This window comes from Pseudomonas violetae, from assembly GCF_023072615.1.
GTDB lineage: Bacteria > Pseudomonadota > Gammaproteobacteria > Pseudomonadales > Pseudomonadaceae > Aquipseudomonas > Aquipseudomonas violetae.
The window spans coordinates 25506-50160 of sequence record NZ_JAKNRW010000037.1; the positions used below are offsets into that span (position 1 = coordinate 25506).

Consider the following 24655-nt stretch of genomic DNA (forward strand, 5'->3'; position numbering starts at 1 on the left):
GTCCACCCATGAGAACCCCTGCTGAGAACCGTAGTTGGCGCATTAAAAGAACACGATACCATGCCTTAGGCGCGGCTTGTTAATGCCCGTTCATCGAGTTGTCGCTGGCCCCGAATAGAGATCCACCCAAGTGGTGACAACATTATCGAGAGAATACCTTTCAATCACCCTCTCTCGGGCCTGACGGCCCAAAATTTGAGCAGCACGAGAGTCTAAATTAAGCGCTCGCCTCATTGCTGAAGCTAAGGCATTAGCGTTGCCGGGCAAAACTACGAGACCTTGATCACCGACCACGTCCTTAACGCCGCCGCTGTCTGTTACAACTACCACCCGTTCTGTGGCCATCGCTTCAGCGACGACCAGTCCGAAACCCTCCCAAGCGGATGACAGAACGTAGACATCGGCGCAACTGTAAAAATCTGATACGTTGTCCCGAACGCCTAAAAACCTAACTCGATTATGTATGGATAATTGGATAGATAAATTGACCAGGTCCTCCATCAAATAACCATCGCCCACAATCCAAAGTTTAAGCGTGTCGTCATCTCTGCATAGGATTTGGAAGGCATGCAGGAGGTTAGGATAGTCTTTAGCTTCTACAAGTCGACCTACTGCAAGAATAACCTTATCTCCGGGCTCAACGCCCTCTACACTTCGAATCAAAGAACGAGCAGATTCCTTAAACATAAATTTTTGAGTATCGATACCATTGGGTACTACTAACATTTCACCGCTCTTTACAGCCCCTTTGGCCTCAAATGCCTGAACGGCGCCACTACTGACATTAGTTGTTACATCCGCGAGAAAATTGGTCGCGCGATATGCTAGCATCCGCAACTTACCACCCTCGTTGTTGCTGTGGGCTGTACATATAAGTCGTGGGATAGAGATAATGACTCTTACCAACCGAGCCAAGAGATTAGCGTGGACCATATGGGAATGCATTACATCGGGTTTGAAAGATTTGATCACCGCACGTAAAGCAAAGAGGCATGAGATAAGGCTGTGCAGGGATTTTGCGCCTTCCAACCCGACAACCTCAAAAGGTTCATTGGAAGATAGCAGCCGACCGGAACCCGTAAGATACACAATTTTAACATTATGATCGAGAGCGACTAGCCGCTGAGCCAAGTCAAGCACCTGACGTTCCGCACCACCTACATCCAGACTAGTGATGAAAAATAATATCTTCATGAGAACCTTTTAAGCAATACATAGATGCAACACTGAACAGAACGTATAGAATATTTAATTTTATAAAAAAAACTTTTCTCCCTGGCAATTTGCGACCAGTAAAAAGTTAAAAATCCAATAGGATTTTTCCGCAAGTTGGACGAGAAATTATTTGAATAACCATCTTCCAAATAATCACATAGATAAATTACTGTATTTCCATGTATACATATACGCCCCTCATCTCCTATCTTGTTCCAAATATAGAGTTCTGGCACAAATTTCTCCTCGCCAAACACAGGAAATTTGTGCCGCAGGAGTAGTTCCGTCTTAAACACGTACGCGAGATCCCCCTTAAATAGATGGCCCGCTTCAGTGGGCGACATATATTCAGGACAGTTATCTTCGTCTACTCTGGCACCGACTACACGCATGTCGAAAAACGCTTTACGATAGCACCATCCAACAACGTCACTAGCGCCCTGACCACGAATCCCTGATATTACTGTTTCAACAGCAGAAGAAACCAAAGCATCATCACTATCAACTATTAAGATCCATGGCGTGAGTGCATTCTGGGCACCCGCATTTAACGCAACATGCTTACCACCATTTTCCTGCTGAATCACCCTGATTGGGAATGGTGATGCTTCAGAAATCTCATTTAGTAATTTTGGCGTATCGTCTACACTCCCATCATCAACGACTACCCATTCAAAGTCCAAAGAACTTTGAGTGCAAAGACTTCTATATAATCTCGGAATTGTTGATGCTCGATTGTATGTAGCAGTGACGACAGTAATCATTTCTTACACCCATTAAATGACTGGAATATCATTCTCGCCACAACGGTCATCAATGCGATGAACAAAAAAATCTCCGCAAGAACGAAGCCTAAAACCACTCCACCAACTCCGTACCAAATAGAAAGAGCAGCAGCCATCAGAATTGACAGAATTGAAAAAAACATAATAAGGCCACTTGTTATCCTATCTTTACCCATCGGTATTAACATACACAACCCGAGAGCCTGATTGGCCAGTCTAAAAGGTATAATCCAAACGAATATCTTAAGTATGCTACTTGCTACCAAATATTCTTGACCTAGAACACTTCTGATTAGAAAGTCTCCCACAAAAAATATCGCGCTCGAAGCGAATATGCCAGCAACAAACATCCCTAACACAATTAATAACGATAGGCGAATTGTATTTTGCTTGGATGAAAGATATTGTCTATTCAGATACGGAAAAAAGCCAATCAAAATAGGATTAACGAAACCTACGAAACCACGAATTATTTTCTCGGCTGGGACATACGATGCCACAGCAACGTGCCCGGAGGTGGCACCGACCAAGGAAGGGCCAGCGCTTAAGAGTATATTATTCGAGCTTTTATATATAAATACATGAAAACCAATTTTTAATTGCTGCAAGCCACCACTAAAACTAAAAAATAGTCGCCCTACCTTTTTCAAACACAACGCGTTCCCCAGGATTGTATTCACCAACCCCAAACTAGACATTATACAGAGCGCTAAAAATGCGTCATCCGCAGAATTTACGAACAAAAACAATAAAAACAGGCTTGCAAAACGCAATACAACTTCCATTATTACAACCAAGCTTATTTTTTCCAAACCTTGGAAGAACCAAAATGGACTAAACCCAAACGCCAAGAAATATAAGAATCCTAGAAAAATCAGTTTTACATCAAAAAAATATGACCCTTGAATAAGGCACACAACCGCACCAATCAGTAAAACCATTATTACGATCAAAAGTTTAGCAGAGAAGATTTCACCATATATTTTTGCCAGAGATTTTTTGTCACCACTCGCCAGTGCTATTTGTCTAGAACCGCTTAGAGAAAACCCGTACTCTACTACTAATGAAGACAGCAACGCCACAGACTGAATAAGAACTACCTTTCCATACTCTTGGACGCCCAACGCCCTTGCTAGCACGGGAATTTCAAGAATGGGTATCAGATAGGCGCACAACTGGGCAAAAAACAACAACCCCATATTTTTAATCAAATACCTCACAATTTAGTGCTCATTTCTTGGACCACCTCTGAGCTCTCGCCCATTTTCGATAATCTCGACAACCAAGACAGCATAATTGCCCAATACCCCCACTCAGACATCTCTGAACTCAACGGATGAAAGAGCAACAAGAAGCAAAAGCATGAAGCCCCTAAGTACGCTGCCAATTTGTAATAAGCAAGAGCAGCAGCAGCAGGCCCATTAAACCATTCTCGCAACGCAAAAAACAGCAGCGGGCTTAGTACAATAATAAGCAGCCCAATCTCACCCAGCGCACCAAGGTCGCCTAAGATTGCTAAATACACATTATGGATAACCATAGGCTGACCACCCACTATAGAAGTCGAGCTTTGGAATCCACATCCCAAGGGTAGACATGCCTCAGCATTCAAAATGCCATCGCTGAGCATTTTTGACCTAATTGGATCGCCTTCGAACAATCTGTTTACTACGAGGAGTGACTTCCCTTCCAGAAAACCATAAATAGCGTCTAGATTAAAAACTGCAAATAGACCGATCAATAAAATTAATATCGATACAATCGATAACAATCTTGCTGTATTTAACAAAAATACTATTGAAGCGAATGCTATTAAAATCACCGCAAACCACAGAAAACCTGTGCGGCTCGAATCAGCTAACAGCAAATATATCGACGATACCAATACAAAAGCCGTAATCATGATTCTAGATAGGGGACTGCTGAGCATCTTAGCAATCATAAATGCACAAAAAAAAGCACTTGTTTTCCACAGTACCCCAGGATACGCAAATAGGCTGCCTTGTCGCCCGTCTCCTAAAACTATATAGTAATCGCTCAACCAGTATTTGGATATTATGAACACCGTTAACCCGATACACGTCGCAGTAGCTGAAATCCGATAAAAGTCGTCGATATCTAAGAACTGCGAATTGGCATAAACCACTACGAAAACGGCATAAATCATGATAAATTTTGCCGCTTGATAAGCAGTGTACGCATCTGCATTAGCAAGCCCGGCTATCAACAACGCCAAGACTAGAATAGCAAAACCAAAACTTGCGCACAAAAAAACAATATCTATATGTATGCGCCTAGCATTGACAGCCAGGAGCCCGGATGCTAAAACCAAGCCCCATACCACCCAATATCCGAAGGGCGTTATAACGTTTCGCAAATCGCCAAGGACTACTAGCGCGCATGCTGATAGAACAATATAAAACGGCATCCTTTGCTTGGTAGTAATATTACTCACGCCCCGGCCACTCTAGATGTATTAATCATGATTAAAATTAATTTCCGCTTGTGATCGGCATACGCTCATATACGAAACAGTCGAATGATAACTTAATGGGCTCACTGCAGCATTATGCACCTTGGCATCGTGATTCCGCTTGCAGCAGATGCCCTTCTTACGGCAGGGCACCTACATCAGTTATCCATAGCGCACAATTAGCACCTGCTGACAGTATCAGCATGTATGCCTCAGTCAAAATACGCGTAATAGCTACCGCTGGAATCATCATATAGCCCGCTTGATCCTGGCGTCATTTGTGAGATACAAGATGACAGCAATCAATACCCCAGCCATCAATCCCAAGATCATGCCCAAAGTAATAATCAATGATTTTTTAGGTTTGATCGGCGCGTCAGGTCGGTTCACATCGCCGTCCTGTCGGTACACCCAAACATCGGAAGGACTGACATCGAGATTTTTGAAAAAATCATGCTTTGACTGCAGTTCACGAAGGTTCATCACAAATGGATCGTCCGATTGCCGCTGTTCCAAGTTCTGAATTTCAGCCTTCAGCGCCTTGGATCCACGCATATAAATAATCTGTCCGTCCATACTTCCAGCTAACTCGACAGAAGGATTACCAGTAATGATTGGTGGCTTCTCCAAACCAATTGCTTCTGCAACTCTCAGCGCCTCCTGCAACTTGGTAATGGAATCTTGACGAATTTGCGTTGCAGTTTCTCTAAGAGACTTTATCTGCTGGAGGAGATTACGAGCCCTAACCCGACTTTCTGTTGTAACGTTCTTAACTATCTCCTCTTTCGTCAACACTCCAGCTCGATCAGCGTATAGCTGAACCCAATTCGACGCCAGTTCAGGGTTAGTGGTCTGCACCGTAACTGCGGACTGATCGCCTGCGTCTCTCACGGGCAAAGTTACAGTTAAAGCCTTTGAGAATCGCGAATACAAAGCATCCCTGGAGCCCTTTCTAACTTCCTCTGTAAGACTTGGAAGATAAACAGTATTAAAGAATTCGCGGTGAAGCGATTCGGAGTCCAAAATTCGCAGAAAAACGGTATAGATATCCTTTATCGTCAAAGGTACTAAATCGTAATCGCGCGTGCGTCCGTAATTGAAGTTAGCAATATCATTTTGCGTTGGCGGGATGAGAAAAAGCTTTGCTTCATAAATTGGTTTAGCTGTAAATGCGTACGCGGCAGCCAGTAGTGTTGACACTAAAGCCACGCCAATTACAACCCATTTTCGCTTCCATACCGAACGGACCAGCGCCTGAATGTCAATTTCAGCACTGCTGTGTGATTGTGATGTACTGCTTTGCATGCCTCACTCGCCTTTTCAATTACGGCACAACACCGCAGTGAGGTGCACGTTCGTTCGACCACGATGTAATCTATAACATTATTACGTCAGGTATGACTTTCGTTCTACAGCGCTATTGTAACAGCGGTGGCGCTCTCTCGGTGAGCATCGGAATTTGCTGCCGATGATATTTTATCGGGACTAATGCTTCCTGCCTGAAAAACTTCGTACTAAGAGCATAGCAACTGGCCCTATGACCATGCCTAGCAGGAGGGAGGAAGCAACGTAGATCGACAGCGGAAGGGAAGGTGTTGACCACCCCAAAAAAATCAGACTAGACGGCTGTTGATTTTCCAAGATGAATACAATTGCCACCAAAGCTAAGATTATTCCAAATGTAGCTGTTCCTACACGTCGAAATAGACGCATCTCATACCTCCGATTCGCACTTAATTTTCCTCCTCATCCTCATTCACCCGATCCCGCAGTTCCTTCCCCGGCTTAAAATGCGGAACGAACTTGCCGTCCAGGCTAACCGACTGCCCGGTCTTGGGATTACGCCCTACCCGCGGTGCGCGGTAGTGCAATGAGAAGCTGCCGAAACCCCGGATCTCGATACGATCCCCGGTGGCCAGGCATTGGGACATTTGTTCAAGCATGGTCTTGATGGCCAGCTCCACATCCTTGGATGAGAGCAGCCCTTGATGGGTGACAATTCGTTCGATCAACTCCGACTTCGTCATATTTTTCCCTTCTTTTTCAAGCAGCTAGATCAGCGCTTCAGAGGTTTTAGCACGCTCGGAGCCATTTGAACAGTCCAAGATTTGACATATCTTTACCCGGCCTGCACAGCCCAATTTCAGGGCATCTGCATTGATGGCGTCCCTCGCAAATTACCTGCAGATCACCAACATGGTGCGGGTCAGGTAGCCTGCGGGATTAAAACCGAATGGGTATTCATCCTCGTCCTTGGCGTCATCCGACCTTACAATTACCTTGTAGCCTGCAGCCTTGCACTCCTTGTCGGCACGTTTACGGCATTTCTCCCAGCCCGAGCCCAGGCCGGAGCAATCGATCTCTATCCCACTGACACCGCGCACCGCATGGGTCTTGGCGCTGGTGGTGCAGCCTGCCAGTGCCAGTACTGCTATGGCGACCATGAGCTTGTTCATGCACTTCCTTATTAGTCAGGCACCCTACCGGAGGGTGCTTGCGCCCCATGCTCTAGATTAGCTGCAAATAAGCGATTGATCCTGTTAAAGAAAGGGACAGTTTGGTGGAGGTGTTGGTTCAGCGCACGGTGGACATGGCGACCATAAATATCTAAAGATCGTCCGAACGCGGTCCGAGCCTTCGGCCGCTCCTACGGGGGATCGGGGGTTTGCCAAATCGCAGGCACAAAAAAGGGCGACCGAAGTCGCCCTTTTTCATGGTCTGACAGAACTTAGTTCTGTTTTTCCATTTGTGCACGCAACAGGTCGCCCAGAGTGGTAGGACCAGCAGCGATGCTATCCGAAGGCTTGTCTTTCAAGCTTTGGATGGCTTCTTTCTCTTCAGCATCGTCTTTCGACTTGATGGAGAGCTGGATTACACGGCTCTTGCGGTCAACGCTGATGATCTTGGCTTCTACTTCCTGGCCTTCTTTCAGAACGTTGCGCGCGTCTTCAACGCGGTCACGGCTGATTTCGGAGGCTTTCAGAGTCGCTTCGATATCGTCGGCCAGAGTGATGATGGCGCCTTTAGCGTCAACTTCTTTCACGATGCCTTTAACGATTGCGCCTTTGTCGTTCTCTTGAACGTACTCGGAGAACGGATCGCTTTCCAGTTGCTTGATACCCAGGGAGATGCGCTCGCGCTCTGGGTCAACCGACAGGATAACGGTGTCCAGCTCGTCGCCCTTCTTGAAGCGGCGAACGGCTTCTTCGCCCACTTCGTTCCAGGAGATGTCGGACAGGTGAACCAGGCCGTCGATGCCGCCGTCCAGACCAATGAAGATACCGAAATCGGTGATCGACTTGATGGTGCCGGAGATTTTATCGCCCTTGTTGAACTGGCCAGAGAAATCTTCCCATGGGTTAGATTTGCACTGCTTGATGCCGAGGGAGATACGACGACGCTCTTCGTCGATGTCCAGAACCATAACTTCCACTTCGTCGCCGACTTGTACGACTTTCGAAGGGTGGATGTTCTTGTTGGTCCAGTCCATTTCGGAAACGTGTACCAGGCCTTCAACGCCTTCTTCCAGCTCAGCGAAGCAGCCGTAGTCGGTCAGGTTGGTTACACGAGCGGTAACGCGAGTGCTTTCTGGGTAACGGGCTTTGATAGCAACCCATGGATCTTCGCCCAGTTGCTTCAGGCCCAGGGAAACACGATTGCGTTCGCGATCGTATTTCAGAACCTTGACATCGATCTCGTCGCCAACGTTGACGATTTCGGAAGGATGCTTGATACGCTTCCAAGCCATGTCGGTAATGTGCAGCAGGCCATCGACGCCACCCAGATCGACGAATGCGCCGTAATCGGTGAGGTTCTTGACGATACCTTTGACTTGTTGGCCTTCCTGCAGGGATTCCAGCAGAGCTTCACGCTCGGCGGAGTTCTCGGCTTCGAGGACGCTGCGACGGGAAACGACAACGTTGTTGCGTTTCTGGTCGAGTTTGATGACCTTGAATTCCAGCTCTTTGCCTTCCAGGTGCGTGGTATCGCGCACTGGACGAACGTCAACCAGAGAACCTGGCAGGAACGCACGGATGCCGTTAACGTCGACAGTGAAGCCGCCTTTAACCTTACCGTTGATAACGCCCTTGACCACTTCTTCGGCTGCGAAGGCTGCTTCCAGAACAATCCAGCATTCAGCGCGCTTGGCTTTTTCACGGGACAGTTTGGTCTCGCCAAAGCCGTCTTCTACCGAGTCCAGAGCAACGTGAACTTCGTCACCGACATTGATAGTCAGATCGCCAGCGTCGTTGTAGAACTGCTCAAGCGGGATGAGTGCTTCAGACTTCAGGCCAGCGTGAACGGTTACCCAGCGAGCTTGGTAATCGATATCAACGATAACACCGGTGATGATGGAGCCTGCCTGAAGGTTCAGGGTTTTTAGGCTTTCTTCAAAGAGTTCCGCAAAGCTTTCGCTCATTTTAATTCCTGAGTATAAGGGCGAAGAATACGCCCATCTCCACATCCCAGACGACGTGGGTTACGTTCATTTAAAGAAACACCGCAGGACTATGACTGGTCCCCTGCTGCGCTTCTTGGTCACCCGGCGATATCGCGAATGGCGATCTCGCTCATGATGCGTTCCAGCACCTGATCGATGGATAATTCCGTGGAATCCAGCTGTATGGCGTCAGCCGCCGGCTTGAGCGGGGCTACCGCTCGCTGGGTGTCACGCTCGTCGCGGACACGTATCTCATCTAGCAGACTCGACAGACTAACACCATCGACTTTCCCCTTCAACTGCAAGTATCGACGGCGCGCACGCTCCTCGGCACTGGCGGTCAGGAAAATCTTCAAGGGCGCGTCCGGAAAAACCACTGTGCCCATGTCCCGGCCATCGGCCACCAGCCCCGGCGCCTCCTGAAACGCCCGCTGGCGCTGCAGCAAAGCGTCGCGCACGGCCGGCAAGGCAGCCACTTGGGAAGCCCAGGCGCCGACCTGTTCGTTGCGCAAGTCATCCGTCACATCATCGCCTTCGAGGATGATGCGTTGCGGATGCCCTTCGGTTGCCCCGACGAACTGCACGTCCAGATGAGCGGCCAGCAGCTTCAGCGACTCCTCATTGGTCAGGTCGACACCGTGGTTGCGCGCGGCAAATGCCAGCAGGCGGTACAGCGCACCGGAATCCAACAGGCACCAGCCGAGGCGCTTGGCCAGTATCCCGGCGATGGTGCCCTTGCCCGACCCGCTCGGGCCGTCGATGGTGATAACCGGTGGCTTGATGTTCACGACTGAGCCTCTTGAGCAACGCGGATGCCGACCTGCGCGCACAGCGCGAGGAAGTTGGGGAACGAGGTCGCGACGTTCGCGCAATCATGGATGCGGATCGGCGCGGTGGCGCGCAAGGACGCCACGCTGAAGGCCATGGCAATCCGGTGGTCGCCGTGCCCATGCACTTCGCCGCCGCCGATCAGGCCACCGTCGATGATGATACCGTCCGGAGTCGGTTCGCATTTGACGCCCAGCGCCAGCAGGCCATCAGCCATGACCTGGATACGGTCCGATTCCTTGACCCGCAGCTCTTCGGCACCACGCAGGATGGTACGACCTTCGGCGCAGGCCGCCGCGACGAACAACACCGGGAACTCGTCGATCGCCAGCGGAACCAGCTCTTCGGGAATCTCGATACCCTTGAGTCTAGCCGCACGGACGCGCAGGTCCGCCACGGGCTCGCCGCCCACTTCACGCTGGTTTTCCAGAGTAATGTCGGCGCCCATCAGGCGCAGGATGTCGATCACGCCGGTTCGCGTAGGGTTGATGCCGACGTGCTCAAGCACCAGCTCGGAGCCTTCAGCGATCGACGCCGCCACCAGGAAGAATGCGGAGGACGAGATATCGCCCGGCACTTCAATGTGGGTGGCGGTCAATTTGTGTCCGGACTCGACCGACGCGGTAGCGCCCTCGACGCTCACCGGGTAGCCGAAGCCGCGCAGCATACGCTCGGTATGGTCGCGAGTCGGTGCTGGCTCGGTGACGGTAGTCTTGCCTTCGGCATACAGGCCAGCGAGCAGCAGGCAGGATTTAACCTGAGCACTGGCCATCGGCATGGTGTAGGTCAGGCCTTTGAGCTTGTTGCCACCGCGAATGACCATTGGCGGACGCCCTTCGGCCGCCGTCTCGATCACAGCACCCATTTCGCGCAGCGGATTGGCCACGCGGTTCATTGGACGCTTGGATAGCGAGGCATCGCCGGTCAGGGTGCTGTCGAAGTCCTGCGCAGCCAGGAGGCCGGACAACAGGCGCATCGAAGTACCGGAGTTGCCCAGGTAGATCGGGCCCGGAGCAGGTTTGAGTCCATGCAGGCCCACGCCATGGATAGTCACGCGGCCGTGGTGCGGACCTTCGATCACTACGCCCATGTCGCGGAAGGCTTGCAAGGTCGCCAGGGCATCTTCGCCCTCGAGGAAACCTTCTACTTCGGTGACGCCTTCGGCGAGGGAGCCGAGCATGATCGAACGGTGGGAAATCGATTTGTCGCCTGGTACTCGAATCCGCCCAGTCAGGCGGCCACCAGGTTGTGCCAGGAAAATCAGGTCGTTGGAGTTCATAGCGTCCACATAAGCCCGGCGGGCCAGGATTTTACTGAAATGTTCGCGGGCAACCCGGGCGCGAGTGAATACGCCCAACAATTGGTGCCCATCCCCTGCATCGACCGCGTCGCGCAAGGCGTCGAGGTCGCTGCGAAATGTATCGAGTGTGCGCAGGACAGCTTCGCGGTTGGCGAGGAAGATGTCGTGCCACATGACCGGGTCGCTGCCCGCGATTCTCGTGAAATCGCGGAAACCGCCGGCAGCGTAACGGAAGATCTCAAGATTTTCATTGCGCTTGGCCAACGAATCGACCAAACCGAATGCCAACAGGTGCGGCAAATGGCTGGTAGCCGCCAGCACTTCATCGTGACGCTCGACCTGCATATGCTCGACATCGGCGCCCAGCTCGCGCCACAGTCGATCGACCACCGCCAAAGCTTCCGCATCCGTTTGCGCTAGCGGCGTCAGGATGACTTTATGGCGACGGAACAGCCCGGCATTGGAGGCTTCCACCCCGCTCTGTTCGGAACCAGCGATAGGATGCCCCGGCACGAAGCGCGACGGCATGCCGCCAAACGCCTCGGTCGCCGCACGTACCACGTTGCCCTTGGCGCTGCCGACATCGGTCAGGATCGTTTGGCCCAGGTCCATGCTGGCCAAACGGGCGAGCATTTTCTCCATGGCCAGGATCGGCACGGCGAGCTGGATCACGTCCGCACCCTGGCAGGCAACAGCCAGGTCTTCTTCGCAGCGATCCACCACGCCCAACTCAACCGCCAGCTTGCGCGACTGCGGGTCCAGATCGACCCCCACCACTTCGCGGCACAGGCCGCTTTCACGCAAACCCTTGGCAAACGAACCGCCGATCAAGCCCAGACCGACCACCACCAGGCGACCGATCATAGGTGCAGCAGGTTGCAGCGCAGTGACATCAACCACGGGCCAGAACCTTGGTCAGCGCCTCAAGGAAACGGCTGTTTTCAGCAGGCAGGCCAATGGTGATGCGCAGGTGATTCGGCATGCCGTAGTTGGCCACCGGCCGCACGATCACGCCTTCGCGCAGCAACCCCTCGAAGACCGGCGCCGCAACGCGACCCAGGTCAACGCAGATGAAGTTGCCCTTGGACGCAATCCAGCTCAGCCCCAGCTCTCGGAAACCCGCTTCAAGCTGCTGCATGCCGGCTTCGTTCAGGCGCCGGCTTTCGGCCAGGTAGTCGGTATCGCGCAACGCTGCACAGGCCGCCGCGAGGGCGAGGCTGTTGACGTTGAATGGCTGGCGCACCCGATTGAGCACATCGGCCACTACCGCGGTAGACAAGCCATAGCCGACTCGCAGCGCCGCCAGGCCGTAGGCCTTGGAGAACGTGCGCGACACCAGCAGGTTCGGATAGGCCGCCAGGTAGTCCAGGCCATCCGGCAAGTCGCTGCCTTCAGCGTATTCGATGTAGGCCTCGTCCAGCACGACCAGCACGTGCTCGGGAACATCCTGAAGGAACTCATCGAGGGCTTCGGCGCCGAACCAGGTGCCGGTCGGGTTATTCGGATTGGCGATGAAGATCACACGGGTATTGGCATCGATCGCCGCCAGCATGGCCGTCAGATCATGCCCCCATTCCTTCGCCGGGATCACCCGCGCCTCAGCGCCGACGGCCTGGGTCACGATCGGATAGACCGCAAACGCGTGCTCGCTGAATACGGCATTCAGGCCCGGCGCCAGGTAGGCACGCGCGACCAGCTCGAGGATGTCGTTGGAACCGTTGCCCAATGTCACCTGATCGAGTTCGACGCGGCACTGTTCGGCCAGCAGGGTCTTGAGGGCAAAACCATTGCCGTCCGGATAACGGGTCAGCTCGGCCAGTTCTTCGCGGATCGCGGCCAGGGCCTTGGGACTGGCGCCCAGCGGGTTTTCGTTGCTCGCCAGCTTGACGATGCTGGCCGGATCGATGTCCAGCTCGCGCGCCAGTTCGTCCACGGGCTTGCCCGGAACGTAAGGCGAAAGTTGTTGCACGCCCGGCTGTGCCAGAGCGAGGAAGTCACCACTCATTTGCTATCGCCCTTAGAGAACTGCTTTCGGGTAGGAGCCCAGCACTTTGAGCGCCACGGCTTCCTGACTGATTTTTTCCAGTACACCCTTGATCAACGGATCACGGTGATGGCCGACGAAGTCGATAAAGAACACGTAGGTCCATTTACCACTGCGCGAAGGACGCGTCTCGATTCGAGTCAGGTCGATGCCGTTATCATGGAAAGGCACCAGCAGCTCGTGGAGCGCGCCCGGTTTGTTGCTCATGGACACGATGATCGAGGTCTTGTCATCACCGGTCGGCGGCACTTCCTGACTGCCAATCATCAGGAATCGCGTGGAGTTGTCCGGGCGATCCTCGATTTTTTCCGCCAGGCGCGTCAGCCCGTACAGGCCTGCCGCCATGTCGCCAGCAATCGCCGCCGAGTTCCACTCACCCTTGACCCGCTTGGCCGCTTCAGCGTTGCTGGAAACCGCCACGCGCTCTACGTTCGGGTAGTGCGCATCCAGCCACTTGCGGCACTGGGCCAGGGACTGGGCATGGGAGTAGATACGGCTGATGCTATCGGTCTTGGTATTTTCACCGACCAGCAGATGGTGGTGGATGCGCAGCTCGACTTCGCCACAGATCACCATGTCGTGCTCAAGGAAGCTGTCGAGGGTGTGGTTGACCGCGCCTTCGGTGGAGTTTTCCACCGGCACCACGCCAAAATTCACCGCCCCCGCCGCTACTTCACGGAACACTTCGTCGATCGCCGCCATCGGCTTGCTAATCACCGCGTGGCCAAAGTGCTTCATGGCCGCCGCCTGGGTGAAGGTGCCTTCGGGGCCCAGGTACGCCACTTTCAGCGGCTGCTCCAGAGCCAGGCACGAGGACATGATTTCGCGGAACAACCGCGCCATCTCTTCGTTGCCCAGCGGCCCCTGATTACGCTCCATCACGCGTTTGAGCACCTGGGCTTCACGCTCAGGACGATAGAACACCGGCACTTCGCCTTCGGCCAGCGAGGCCATCTTTACTCGCGCAACTTCCTGGGCGCAGCGTGCACGCTCGCTGATCAGCTCCATGACCTTGGTGTCCAGGGCGTCAATGCGAACGCGCAGTGCCTTGAGTTCTTGCTCAGACATTAGCCGTGTTCCTTCTCGAACTCTGCCATGTACGAAATCAGTGCGTTGACCGCAACGATGTCGACGGCGTTATAGATGGAGGCGCGCATGCCGCCCACGGAGCGATGCCCCTTGAGGTTCAGCAGGCCACGTTCGTCGGCACCAGCCAGGAACGGTTTGTCGAGACGGTCGTCCGCCAGGCGGAACGGCACGTTCATCCACGAGCGGTCGGATTTGTTGATCGGATTGCTGTACAGGCCGCTGGCATCAATGAAGTCATACAGCGTGCGCTGCTTCACTTCGTTGAGCTTGCCAATGGCTTCGACGCCGCCCTGCTCTTTCAGCCATTCAAACACCAGGCCGGACAGGTACCAGGCCAGGGTCGGCGGGGTGTTGTACATCGAGCCGTTATCGGCCGCGACCTTGTAGTTGAGCATGGTCGGGCACAGGGAGCGGGCGCGACCTAACAGGTCTTCGCGAACGATGTTGACGACGACGCCGCTAGGGCCGATGTTTTTCTGGGCGCCGGCGTAGATCATGCCAAAACGCGACACATCGATTGGACGCGAGAGAATGTCCGAGGACATGTCGGCGACCAGCGGGACATCACCGGTTTCCGGGACCCACTGGAATTCCAGGCCGCCGATCGTTTCGTTCGGGGCGTAGTGGACGTAGTCGGCGTCTTTGGACAGCTGCCATTCGTTCTGGCCAGGAATGGCGAAATAGTCGTAAGGCTTGGCGGTGCCGGCAACGTTGACGTGGCCGTAGCGCGAAGCTTCTTCAATGGCTTTCTGGGACCAGATACCGGTGTCGATATAGTCGGCAGTGCCACTTTCCGGCAGCAGGTTCAGGGGAATCTGGGCGAACTGCTGGCTGGCGCCACCTTGCAGGAACAGCACTTTATAGTTGGAGGGGATATTGAGCAGATCACGCAGATCCTGCTCGGCCTTGGTGGCGATGGACACGAACTCATCGCTGCGATGGCTCATTTCCATGACCGACAGGCCCTTGCCATGCCAATCAAGGAGTTCGCCCTGAGCGCGCTTCAGAACAGCTTCAGGAAGCGCCGCAGGACCGGCACAGAAGTTATAGGCTCTCTTGCTCACATCCAATCTCGCTCTGATTTGGTGGTAGTCACGCAATAGTACGGTGTGATCGTCCCGCGAATGGCTGGCGCGATCAACTGTAGGAGCGAGCTCGCTCGCGATAGATTCGAAGACGCCGCGTTCAATCAGAAAACCCGCGTCATCGTTGACGTCCGTCGCGAGCAAGCTCGCTCCTACAGGGGCATCATTATTTCCGGGGAGACAAACAACAAGGGGGCGAATTTTCATCCGCCCCCTGTGTGCCCGCTTATTCCTGCGGTTCTTCGTCAGCTGCGGCGTCGAGTTGCTGGTCTTCGGCAACGTCGTCGATCACGATCTCACCGTCGAACACTGCACCTTCTTCACCTTCTTCCAGTTCCTCGCCCTCAACTTCCGACGGCTCCTGGACCCGCTCCAGGCCTACCAGCGTTTCGTCGCTGGCCAGCTTGATGAGGGTCACGCCCTGGGTGTTACGACCCAGACTGGAAACTTCGTCGACTCGGGTACGAACCAAGGTGCCCTGGTCGGAAATCAGCATGATTTCCTCGCCATCGAGCACCTGGACCGCGCCAACCAGGCGGCCGTTACGATCGTTGCTGACCATGGCGATCACGCCCTGACCGCCGCGCTTGTACTCAGGGAACTCGGTGATCGCCGTGCGCTTGCCGAAACCACGCGCCGAAGCGGTGAGGATCTGGCTGCCTTCTTCAGGGATCAGCATCGAAATCAGCTTCTGCCCTTCTGGCAGGCGCATGCCGCGCACGCCGCGGGCGGTACGACCCATGGCACGGACATCGGACTCCTTGAAGCGGGTGACCTTGCCGCCATCGGAGAACAGCATGACTTCACGCTCGCCATCGGTGATCGCGGCGCTGATCAATACGTCGCCTTCGTCCAGCTCCAGCGCGATCAGGCCGACGCTGCGTTGACGACTGAAGGATTCCAGCGGGGTCTTCTTCACGGTGCCTTTGGCAGTCGCCATGAAGATGAAGTGACCCTCTGTGTATTCCTCGACCGGCAACATGGTGGTGATGTATTCATCACTGTCCAGGGGCAGCAGGTTGACCAGCGGGCGACCACGGGCAGCGCGGGACGCTTCCGGGATTTCGTAGGTTTTCAGCCAGTACACCTTGCCTTTGCTGGAGAACAGCAGCAGCGTGGTGTGGCTGTTGGCTACCAGCAGGTGAGCGATGTAATCCTCATCCTTGACACCGGTCGCCGATTTGCCTTTACCGCCGCGGCGCTGGGCCTGGTACGCAGCCAATGGCTGGGTCTTGGCATAACCACTGTGGGAGATGGTCACGACGCGCTCTTCTTCCGGGATCATGTCACCCAGGGTCAGGTCGAGACGGGCATCGAGGATCTCGGTGCGGCGCACGTCGCCGTATTCGGCGCGGATCACTTCCAGCTCTTCGCGGATCACTTCCATCAGGCGCGTGGCGCTGTTGAGGATGCGGATCAGCTCGCCGATCTGGTTGAGAATCTCCTGGTATTCGGCCAGCAGCTTCTCGTGTTCCAGACCGGTCAGGCGGTGCAGGCGCAGTTCCAGGATGGCTTGCGCCTGCTCCGGGGACAGGAAGTACTTGCCATCGCGCAGGCCGTATTGCGGGTCCAGGGTTTCCGGACGGCAGGAATCGGCACCGGCGCGCTCAACCATCGCGACCACTGCGGAAGATTCCCAGGCCATGTTGATCAGCGCTTCCTTGGCTTCCGACGGAGTCGGCGAAGCCTTGATCAGGGCGATGACCGGGTCGATATTCGACAAGGCAACGGCCTGGCCTTCCAGGATGTGCCCACGCTCGCGCGCCTTGCGCAGTTCGAACACGGTACGGCGGGTAACGACTTCGCGACGGTGGCGAACGAAGGCTTCCAGCAGGTCCTTGAGGTTCAGGATCCGCGGACGGCCGTCGATCAGGGCGACGATGTTGATACCGAACACCGCTTGCAGCTGGGTCTGGGCGTAGAGGTTGTTGAGGATCACCTCAGGCACTTCGCCGCGACGCAGTTCGATCACGACGCGCATACCGTCCTTGTCGGACTCGTCACGCAGTTCGGTGATGCCTTCCAGCTTCTTCTCTTTGACCAGCTCGGCGATCTTCTCGATCAGGCGGGCCTTGTTCAGTTGGTACGGCAGTTCGGTGATGACGATCTGCTGGCGACCACCGACCTTGTCGATGTCTTCGATGGTCGAGCGAGCACGCATATAGATGCGCCCGCGACCGGTGCGGTAGGCTTCGATGATCCCGGCGCGACCGTTGATGATCGCGGCAGTCGGGAAGTCCGGACCAGGGATGTATTGCATCAGCTCATCGATGGTCAACTCGGGGTTGTCGATGAGAGCCAGGCAACCGTCGATCACTTCACCGAGGTTGTGCGGCGGGATGTTGGTCGCCATGCCCACGGCGATACCGCTGGAGCCGTTGACCAGCAGGTTGGGAATACGGGTTGGCATGACCGCCGGGATCATTTCGGTGCCGTCGTAGTTCGGCACCCAGTCCACGGTTTCTTTATGCAGGTCAGCCAGCAGTTCGTGCGCCAGCTTGGTCATGCGCACTTCGGTGTATCGCATGGCTGCGGCATTGTCGCCGTCCACCGAACCGAAGTTGCCCTGGCCGTCTACCAACAGGTAGCGCAGCGAGAATGGCTGCGCCATCCGAACGATGGTGTCGTACACCGCGGTATCACCGTGCGGGTGATACTTACCGATCACGTCACCGACAACACGGGCAGATTTCTTGTACGGCTTGTTGAAGTCGTTGCCCAGCTCGCTCATCGCGAACAGCACACGCCGGTGCACGGGCTTCAAGCCATCGCGCGCATCCGGCAGTGCCCGCCCGACAATTACGCTCATTGCGTAGTCGAGGTAGGACTGCTTCAGCTCGTCTTCGATATTGACCGGGAGGATTTCTTTGGCCAGTTCGCCCATGAGAAGCCTGATTCCTTTTTCTGGTGAAACCTCGTCACATCCATATGGGACGAACGAAGCTCGCCGCTGCAGGCTGAGTGCCATGCACCGACTTACGACAAATCAACGAGTTATGCCATGGATCTGCGCAGTAAAGGCAGCCGCATCGGGCCACCTTGGAAACCGCCGAATGTTATCACAAGAGCCGCCACGCACCTATCCCCCTGATGCGCATGGAGTGTAGTTAGTTGTCTGGTGGCGGGCTTGAAGGGGACGAGAGAGGCTCAGAGCTAATGAAAATGCAGAATCAGGCGCCGAATTACGAAGGTTTACTGACTTTCAGACCCTAGTCGCCAGCAGGCTGGCTCCCACATTGATCCGAATCGATCACAAACCCTGTGGGAGCCAGCCTGCTGGCGATGGCGTCCCGTGGAACGCCACTGTTAATCAATGCAGACGCTTGCGGCACATCAACTGCGCCATCTTCGCCGTGTCCGGCCGTTCGACAATGCCCTTCTCGGTCACGATCGCATCGATCAGGTCCGCCGGCGTCACATCAAACACCGGATTGAACGCATCGACATCCGCCCCGACCCGCTTGCCGCCGACTTCCAGCAACTCGCGCCCGTCACGCTCCTCGATCGGAATGTCATCGCCGCTCGCCAATTGCATGTCGATGGTCGAACTCGGCGCCACCACCATGAAGCGCACGCCGTGGTGCATGGCATTGACCGCCAGTTGATAGGTGCCAATTTTGTTCGCCACATCACCATTGGCCGTGATCCGGTCAGCGCCGACGATCACCCAGGTGATGCCCTTGGTTTTCATGATGTGCGCTGCCGCGGAGTCGGCGTTGACCGTCACCGGGATGCCTTCATTGGCCAATTCCCAAGCTGTCAGGCGCGAACCCTGCAGCCAGGGCCGGGTTTCGTCGGCATAGACGCGCTCGACCATGCCTTCGATGAACGCCCCGCGAATCACCCCCAGGGCCGTGCCGAACCCGCCGGTGGCCAGCGCACCGGTGTTGCAATGGGTGAGGATCGCCTGGGCGTTGCCCTGGTGCTTGCGGATCAGGTCTACGCCCAACTGCGCCATGGTCAGGTTGGCTTCGCGATCACTTTCATGAATAGCAATGGCTTCAGCTTCCAGCGCCGCCAGCGGATCAGCCTGGCTCTTCAGCCGATCCAGCCGGTCATGCATGCGCCCCAGGGCCCAGAACAGATTGACCGCGGTGGGACGAGAATCGGCCAGCAGGGCGAAATCCTCTTCCAGCGCTGCATACCAGTCGCCACCCTCGGCCACTCGGGCGCGGGCCGCCAGCACGATGCCATAGGCCGCACTGATGCCAATCGCCGGAGCGCCACGCACCACCATCGAGCGAATGGCCTCGGCGACACCTGCCGCGTCGTTATAGGCGATCCAGGTTTCCTCGAACGGTAGTACACGCTGGTCCAGCAGGTACAGGGCGCCATCGCGCCAATCGATGGCCTTCACTTTCTCTGCAGCCAATAGTCGATCGCGCATTACCCACCCCGCACTCAGAAACAAAGCCGCCGATTATAGCGATCCCCCCGCCAAGACGCTCGGGTATACTTCGCCATCCTTTACAAAAGCTCTGGAACCGATCCTCGATGCCGAACACTGCCGCTGCGCTCGACCTGTTGTTGCTGCCGACCTGGCTGGTACCCGTCGAACCCGCTGGGGTAGTCCTCAAGGAGCATGCCATTGGCATCCGCGACGGGCGCATCGTCTTCATCGGCCCGCGCGACGCGGCATTGAAGCTTGACGCCCGCGAAGTGCGTGAATTACCGGACATGCTGCTCAGCCCGGGCCTGATCAATGCCCACGGCCATGCGGCCATGACACTCTTTCGTGGCCTGGCCGATGACCTGCCCCTGATGACCTGGCTGGAAAACCACATCTGGCCGGCTGAGGCCAAGTGGGTCGACGAGGACTTTGTGCGTGACGGCACCGACCTGGCCATTGCCGAACAGATCAAAGGCGGTATCACCTGCTTCTCTGACATGTACTTCTTCCCGAAGGTTGCCAGCGAGCGGGTGCATAACAGCGGTATTCGCGCGCAAATCGCCATTCCGATCCTCGACTTCCCCATTCCCGGCGCCAGCACGGCGGACGAAGCCATTCGTCAGGGCGTGGAGCTGTTTGGTGATCTCAAGCACCATGAGCGCATCAGGATCACCTTCGGCCCCCATGCACCCTACACCGTGGGCGACGACAATCTGGAGAAAATCCGGGTGATCGCCGAAGAGCTGGACGCCTCGATCCACATGCATGTGCATGAAACCGCTTTTGAAGTGCAGCAGTCGGTAGAACAGCGCGGCGAACGCCCGCTGGCCCGGCTCGCGCGCCTGGGCCTGCTGGGGCCGCGTTTCCAGGCGGTGCACATGACCCAGATCAGCGAGGAAGACCTGCAGTTGCTGGTAGAAAGCAATACCAACGTTATTCACTGCCCGGAGTCGAACCTCAAGCTGGCCAGCGGATTCTGCCCGGTGGAGCGTTTATGGCAGGCGGGGGTCAATGTCGCGGTGGGCACCGATGGCGCCGCCAGCAACAACGACCTCGATCTGCTCGGTGAAACCCGCACCGCGGCGTTGCTGGCCAAGGCTGTCGCCGGCTCGGCCACAGCGCTGGATGCTCATCGCGCGCTGCGCATGGCCACGCTCAACGGCGCCCGGGCGCTGGGGATCGATGCCGAGGTGGGTTCGCTGGAGATCGGCAAGGCTGCGGACATCGTGGCTTTCGATCTTTCCGGCCTGGCGCAACAACCCGTGTATGACCCGGTCTCGCAACTTATATATGCCACCGGTCGCGACTGTGTGAAGCACCTGTGGGTCGCCGGCAAGCAATTGCTCGATGACCGCCGCTTGACCCGCCTTGACGAAGAACAGCTGTGTGCTACCGCCAAGGCCTGGGGCCAGCGCATCAGCGGCCATACCGAATCGTAAGTCCCCCGGAACAGATTCCGGGGCAACAGGATTTTTCAAGTTTTAGAGGACTGAACCATGAGCAACGTCGACTACGCCGAAATCGCCAAATTCGAAGCCCTGGCCCATCGCTGGTGGGACCGCGAGAGCGAGTTCAAACCGCTGCACGACATCAACCCGCTGCGGGTCAACTGGATTGACGAACGCGTGAATCTGGCCGGCAAGAAAGTCCTCGACGTCGGTTGCGGCGGCGGCATTCTCAGTGAGGCCATGGCCCAACGCGGCGCGACGGTCATGGGCATCGACATGGGCGAGGCCCCACTGGCAGTTGCTCAGTTGCATCAGCTGGAATCGGGCGTCACCGTCGAATACCGGCAGATCACCGCCGAAGCCCTGGCCGAAGAAATGCCCGAGCAGTTCGACGTAGTCACCTGCCTGGAAATGCTCGAGCACGTACCGGATCCGTCATCAGTGATCCGCGCCTGCTACCGCATGGTAAAGCCGGGCGGCCAGGTGTTCTTCTCGACCATCAACCGCAATCCGAAGGCCTACCTGTTCGCCATCGTCGGCGCCGAATACATCATGAAGCTGCTGCCACGCGGCACCCATGACTTCAAGAAATTCATTCGCCCATCCGAACTGGGCGCCTGGAGCCGCATGGCCGGCCTGACAGTCAAGGACATCATCGGCCTGACGTACAACCCGCTGACCAAGCACTACAAACTGGCTTGCGACGTGGACGTCAACTACATGATCCAGACGCTGCGCGAGGAGTAAGCCGATGCGAATCAGAGCGGTCCTTTTCGACATGGATGGCACGCTGCTCGACACCGCGCCGGACTTCATTGCCATTTGCCAGGCCATGCTTGCCCAGCGCGGCCTGCCGGCAATCAATGACAAGCACATCCGCGACGAGATCTCCGGCGGTGCCAAGGCAATGGTCGCAGCGACCTTTGCCATGGACCCGCAATCCCCCGGTTTTGAAGAACTGCGCCTGGAATTCCTGGAGCGCTACCTCAAGGGGTGCGCTGTGCACAGCAAGCTGTTCGACGGCATGGGCGAATTGCTGGCCGACATCGAGAAAGCCAACCTGATCTGGGGCGTGGTGACCAACAAACCGTTGCGCTTCGCCGAGCCGATCATGCAGCAACTGGGGCTGGCAGAGCGTTCGGCGTTGCTGATCTGCCCGGACCATGTGAAGAACAGCAAGCCCGACCCGGAGCCTTTGATCCTCGCCTGCAAGATGCTCGACCTCGATCCGGCCAGCGTACTGTTCGTGGGCGATGACCTGCGCGACATCGAGTCCGGCCGCGATGCCGGGACCCGGACCGCTGCGGTCACCTATGGCTACATTCACCCGGACGATAACCCGCGGCACTGGGGCGCGGATGTGGTGGTGGATCATCCGCTGGAGCTGCGCAAGGTGCTTGATAGCGCTTTGTGTAGCTGCTGATTTAAGTCAAAAGATCGCTAATGGTTTTTGTTCGAGGTTCTCATGTTTGATTATTCCGCCCGCCCCGACCTGCTCAAGGGCCGGGTCATCCTGATCACCGGCGCTGGCCGTGGTATCGGTGCTGCCGCTGCCAAAACCTACGCCGCGCATGGCGCCACCGTGTTGCTGCTGGGCAAGACAGAAGCCAACCTGACCCAGGTCTACGACGAGATCGAAGCCGCTGGCCACCCGCAACCGGCAGTCATCCCGTTCAATCTGGAAACCGCCCTGCCCCATCAATACGATGAACTGGCAGCGATGATCGAGACCGAATTTGGCCACCTTGATGGCCTGCTGCACAACGCCTCGATCATTGGTCCGCGCACGCCGATCGAACAGCTGTCGGGCGAAAACTTCATGCGCGTCATGCAAGTCAACGTCAATGCGATGTTCATGCTCACCAGCACCCTGCTGCCGCTGCTCAAGCTGTCCCAGGACGCATCGGTGGTATTCACCTCCAGCAGCGTCGGGCGCAAAGGCCGAGCGTACTGGGGCGCCTATGGTGTTTCCAAATTCGCCACTGAAGGCCTGATGCAAACGCTGGCCGACGAGGTCGATACTGTTGCCCCGGTTCGCTCCAACAGCATCAACCCGGGCGCGACCCGCACCAGCATGCGTGCCCAGGCCTATCCTGGAGAAAACCCGCTGAACAATCCGACCCCCGAGGAGATCATGCCCGTGTATCTCTACCTCATGGGCCCGGACAGTTCTGGCATCAACGGCCAGGCTTTTAACGCCCAGTAACACCGCACGTCCCTTATCGTGCCGCGCCGGCTTTACGCCGCGGCACGTATTGGGCGGCGCAACCAAGCCTGATTTAAGTCAAACATCCGTCGCCGACTCCTGCCAAAACGCCCTCCTAATCAACCAACCTTTTGATTTAAAAGTATTTTTATTCGAATGAACCGAATGGCATGAGTTTCGCTCTAAATTTGCTCAGACACGCGAGTGATAGCAGATAGGGGCAGGGCTCCAGTCGATAGGTTACTAATCGTCGACAAAGCGGACTAGACTTGGCGCAGATGTCCTACGGGACTGACGGACCAGTACGATGCGCAGCCCACAAGCCGCTCTCACCCAGCTTGTAAGACAGTCTTACTGCTCAGGGGCGCATGCAATATGAAATCACCTTCCCAGACCAACGCAATTGACTTCGACAGTGCCAAATTGCAACGCCTGGGCTTTGGTCAGCAGCCTCGGATCCTGGAAAGACCCGTCAGTCTTGCGCAAGTACGCCAGCAGTTGGTGTTGCAGTTGCAAACCAGCCTGGAGCCACAGCGCATACTCGGGCTCTTCTTCCGTGAAATTCAGCGACTCGTACCGCTCGACGCCTTGAGCTACCAGCACAAGGCCAGCGACCTGCGCCTGGAATTCGGCCAGCGTGGTCACCACTCCATCAGCTACAGCCTGAGCCATGAGGGCGAACATCTGGGAGAGCTGACGTTCCGCCGCAATCAGCGCTTCACTGAACAGGAACAAGGCAACCTCGAATCACTGCTGTCGGCGCTGCTGTTTCCGATGCGCAACGCCCTGCTCTACCGCGTGGCCACGCAGAGCGCCTTGCGCGATCCGCTGACGGACACCGGCAACCGTGTCGCCATGGACCAGACGCTGCAGCGGGAAATCGACATGTCGCGCCGGCATCTGCAGCCACTGTCGTTATTAATGCTGGACATCGATCACTTCAAGCGCATTAACGACACCCATGGCCACAGTGCGGGTGACGAAGTGCTCAAGGCGGTTGCCGCATCGATCAAGGGCCAGTTGCGCAATGTGGACATGGTTTTCCGCTACGGCGGCGAAGAGTTTCTGATTCTATTGTCCAACACCGGCCGTGAAGCGGCAGCCATGATCGGCGAGCGCCTGCGTTTTGCTACCCAGGCCCAGGAATACCAGGCGGACGGTAAATCCATCGAATTGACGGTGAGCCTTGGCTGCTCGACCTTGCTGCCTGGCGAATCCGCCGAAAGCCTGTTGCGCCGGGCCGACAGCGCGCTGTACGTGGCCAAGCGCGAAGGCCGTAACCGGCTGGCCATGGCCGGCTGAGTTTCCCAGCGGGCACGCTCGTCAGGCGGCCCGCGGGGACTGGTTCAGC

The 24655-nt window shown here is 55.9% G+C and carries 20 protein-coding genes; 5 read left to right on the plus strand and 15 right to left on the minus strand.

The window, feature by feature from the left end; all coding sequences use genetic code 11:
• Positions 1 to 90: 90 nt before the first annotated feature.
• The 15 genes from L9059_RS26030 to mtnA all read right to left on the minus strand — a co-directional run bounded on the left by L9059_RS26030 (position 91) and on the right by mtnA (position 19647).
• The gene (locus tag L9059_RS26030) at positions 91 to 1194 is read right to left on the minus strand and encodes a glycosyltransferase (protein ID WP_247293739.1); all 1104 of its coding nucleotides are present in this window, start codon (positions 1192 to 1194) and stop codon (positions 91 to 93) included.
• On the minus strand, positions 1191 to 1979 hold the full coding sequence (locus L9059_RS26035) for a glycosyltransferase family 2 protein (RefSeq protein WP_247293740.1): 789 nt from the start codon (positions 1977 to 1979) through the stop codon (positions 1191 to 1193). Before L9059_RS26035 ends, L9059_RS26030 begins: the two co-directional genes overlap by 4 nt.
• The gene (locus L9059_RS26040) at positions 1976 to 3220 is read right to left on the minus strand and encodes an oligosaccharide flippase family protein (protein WP_247293741.1); all 1245 of its coding nucleotides are present in this window, start codon (positions 3218 to 3220) and stop codon (positions 1976 to 1978) included. Before L9059_RS26040 ends, L9059_RS26035 begins: the two co-directional genes overlap by 4 nt.
• On the minus strand, positions 3217 to 4455 hold the full coding sequence (locus L9059_RS26045; protein ID WP_247293742.1) for a hypothetical protein: 1239 nt from the start codon (positions 4453 to 4455) through the stop codon (positions 3217 to 3219). Before L9059_RS26045 ends, L9059_RS26040 begins: the two co-directional genes overlap by 4 nt.
• Positions 4456 to 4722: 267 nt before the next feature.
• Entirely contained in the window at positions 4723 to 5778 is a 1056-nt protein-coding gene (locus tag L9059_RS26050; protein ID WP_247293743.1) for an LPS O-antigen chain length determinant protein WzzB, read from the minus strand.
• A 428-nt stretch (positions 5779 to 6206) separates the two neighbouring features.
• Positions 6207 to 6500, minus strand: a complete 294-nt coding sequence (gene ihfB, locus L9059_RS26055) for an integration host factor subunit beta (RefSeq protein ID WP_134422175.1) — start codon at positions 6498 to 6500, stop codon at positions 6207 to 6209.
• Between the two features lie 150 nt (positions 6501 to 6650).
• Complete coding sequence (locus L9059_RS26060) at positions 6651 to 6929, minus strand: hypothetical protein (RefSeq protein WP_247293745.1); 279 nt, start codon at positions 6927 to 6929, stop codon at positions 6651 to 6653.
• Positions 6930 to 7201: 272 nt separating this feature from the next.
• Positions 7202 to 8893: a 30S ribosomal protein S1 gene (rpsA, locus tag L9059_RS26065; RefSeq protein WP_028620532.1), complete on the minus strand. Its 1692-nt coding sequence runs from the start codon at positions 8891 to 8893 to the stop codon at positions 7202 to 7204.
• A gap of 119 nt (positions 8894 to 9012) precedes the next feature.
• A complete protein-coding gene (gene cmk / locus L9059_RS26070) occupies positions 9013 to 9702 on the minus strand; it encodes a (d)CMP kinase (protein ID WP_084322379.1) in 690 nt (229 codons plus the stop codon).
• Positions 9699 to 11906, minus strand: coding sequence for a bifunctional prephenate dehydrogenase/3-phosphoshikimate 1-carboxyvinyltransferase (locus L9059_RS26075; RefSeq protein ID WP_247293761.1), 2208 nt, complete (start codon positions 11904 to 11906; stop codon positions 9699 to 9701). Before L9059_RS26075 ends, cmk begins: the two co-directional genes overlap by 4 nt.
• A gap of 28 nt (positions 11907 to 11934) precedes the next feature.
• On the minus strand, positions 11935 to 13047 hold the full coding sequence (gene hisC, locus L9059_RS26080) for a histidinol-phosphate transaminase (RefSeq protein ID WP_247293747.1): 1113 nt from the start codon (positions 13045 to 13047) through the stop codon (positions 11935 to 11937).
• A gap of 12 nt (positions 13048 to 13059) precedes the next feature.
• The gene (gene pheA, locus L9059_RS26085; RefSeq protein ID WP_045060590.1) at positions 13060 to 14154 is read right to left on the minus strand and encodes a prephenate dehydratase; all 1095 of its coding nucleotides are present in this window, start codon (positions 14152 to 14154) and stop codon (positions 13060 to 13062) included.
• Positions 14154 to 15239 carry a 3-phosphoserine/phosphohydroxythreonine transaminase gene (gene serC, locus L9059_RS26090; protein WP_247293750.1) on the minus strand — a complete coding sequence of 362 codons (1086 nt, stop codon included), beginning with the start codon at positions 15237 to 15239 and terminating at the stop codon, positions 14154 to 14156. Before serC ends, pheA begins: the two co-directional genes overlap by 1 nt.
• A 247-nt stretch (positions 15240 to 15486) precedes the next feature.
• Positions 15487 to 18144 (minus strand): DNA gyrase subunit A, encoded by a 2658-nt coding sequence (gene gyrA / locus L9059_RS26095; protein ID WP_247293752.1) that lies wholly within the window; start codon positions 18142 to 18144, stop codon positions 15487 to 15489.
• A gap of 426 nt (positions 18145 to 18570) precedes the next feature.
• Entirely contained in the window at positions 18571 to 19647 is a 1077-nt protein-coding gene (gene mtnA, locus L9059_RS26100; RefSeq protein WP_247293753.1) for an S-methyl-5-thioribose-1-phosphate isomerase, read from the minus strand.
• Between the two features lie 107 nt (positions 19648 to 19754).
• Between mtnA and L9059_RS26105 the strand changes: the two genes are divergently transcribed.
• The 5 genes from L9059_RS26105 to L9059_RS26125 all read left to right on the plus strand — a co-directional run bounded on the left by L9059_RS26105 (position 19755) and on the right by L9059_RS26125 (position 24606).
• Positions 19755 to 21089 (plus strand): TRZ/ATZ family hydrolase, encoded by a 1335-nt coding sequence (locus L9059_RS26105; protein ID WP_247293755.1) that lies wholly within the window; start codon positions 19755 to 19757, stop codon positions 21087 to 21089.
• Between the two features lie 57 nt (positions 21090 to 21146).
• Positions 21147 to 21845 (plus strand): bifunctional 2-polyprenyl-6-hydroxyphenol methylase/3-demethylubiquinol 3-O-methyltransferase UbiG, encoded by a 699-nt coding sequence (ubiG, locus tag L9059_RS26110; RefSeq protein WP_247293757.1) that lies wholly within the window; start codon positions 21147 to 21149, stop codon positions 21843 to 21845.
• A gap of 4 nt (positions 21846 to 21849) precedes the next feature.
• Positions 21850 to 22521, plus strand: coding sequence for an N-acetylmuramic acid 6-phosphate phosphatase MupP (gene mupP / locus L9059_RS26115; protein WP_247293758.1), 672 nt, complete (start codon positions 21850 to 21852; stop codon positions 22519 to 22521).
• 42 nt (positions 22522 to 22563) lie between these two features.
• On the plus strand, positions 22564 to 23304 hold the full coding sequence (locus tag L9059_RS26120) for a YciK family oxidoreductase (RefSeq protein WP_247293759.1): 741 nt from the start codon (positions 22564 to 22566) through the stop codon (positions 23302 to 23304).
• A 375-nt stretch (positions 23305 to 23679) separates the two neighbouring features.
• The gene (locus L9059_RS26125) at positions 23680 to 24606 is read left to right on the plus strand and encodes a GGDEF domain-containing protein (protein ID WP_247293760.1); all 927 of its coding nucleotides are present in this window, start codon (positions 23680 to 23682) and stop codon (positions 24604 to 24606) included.
• The last annotated feature ends 49 nt before the right edge of the window (positions 24607 to 24655 follow it).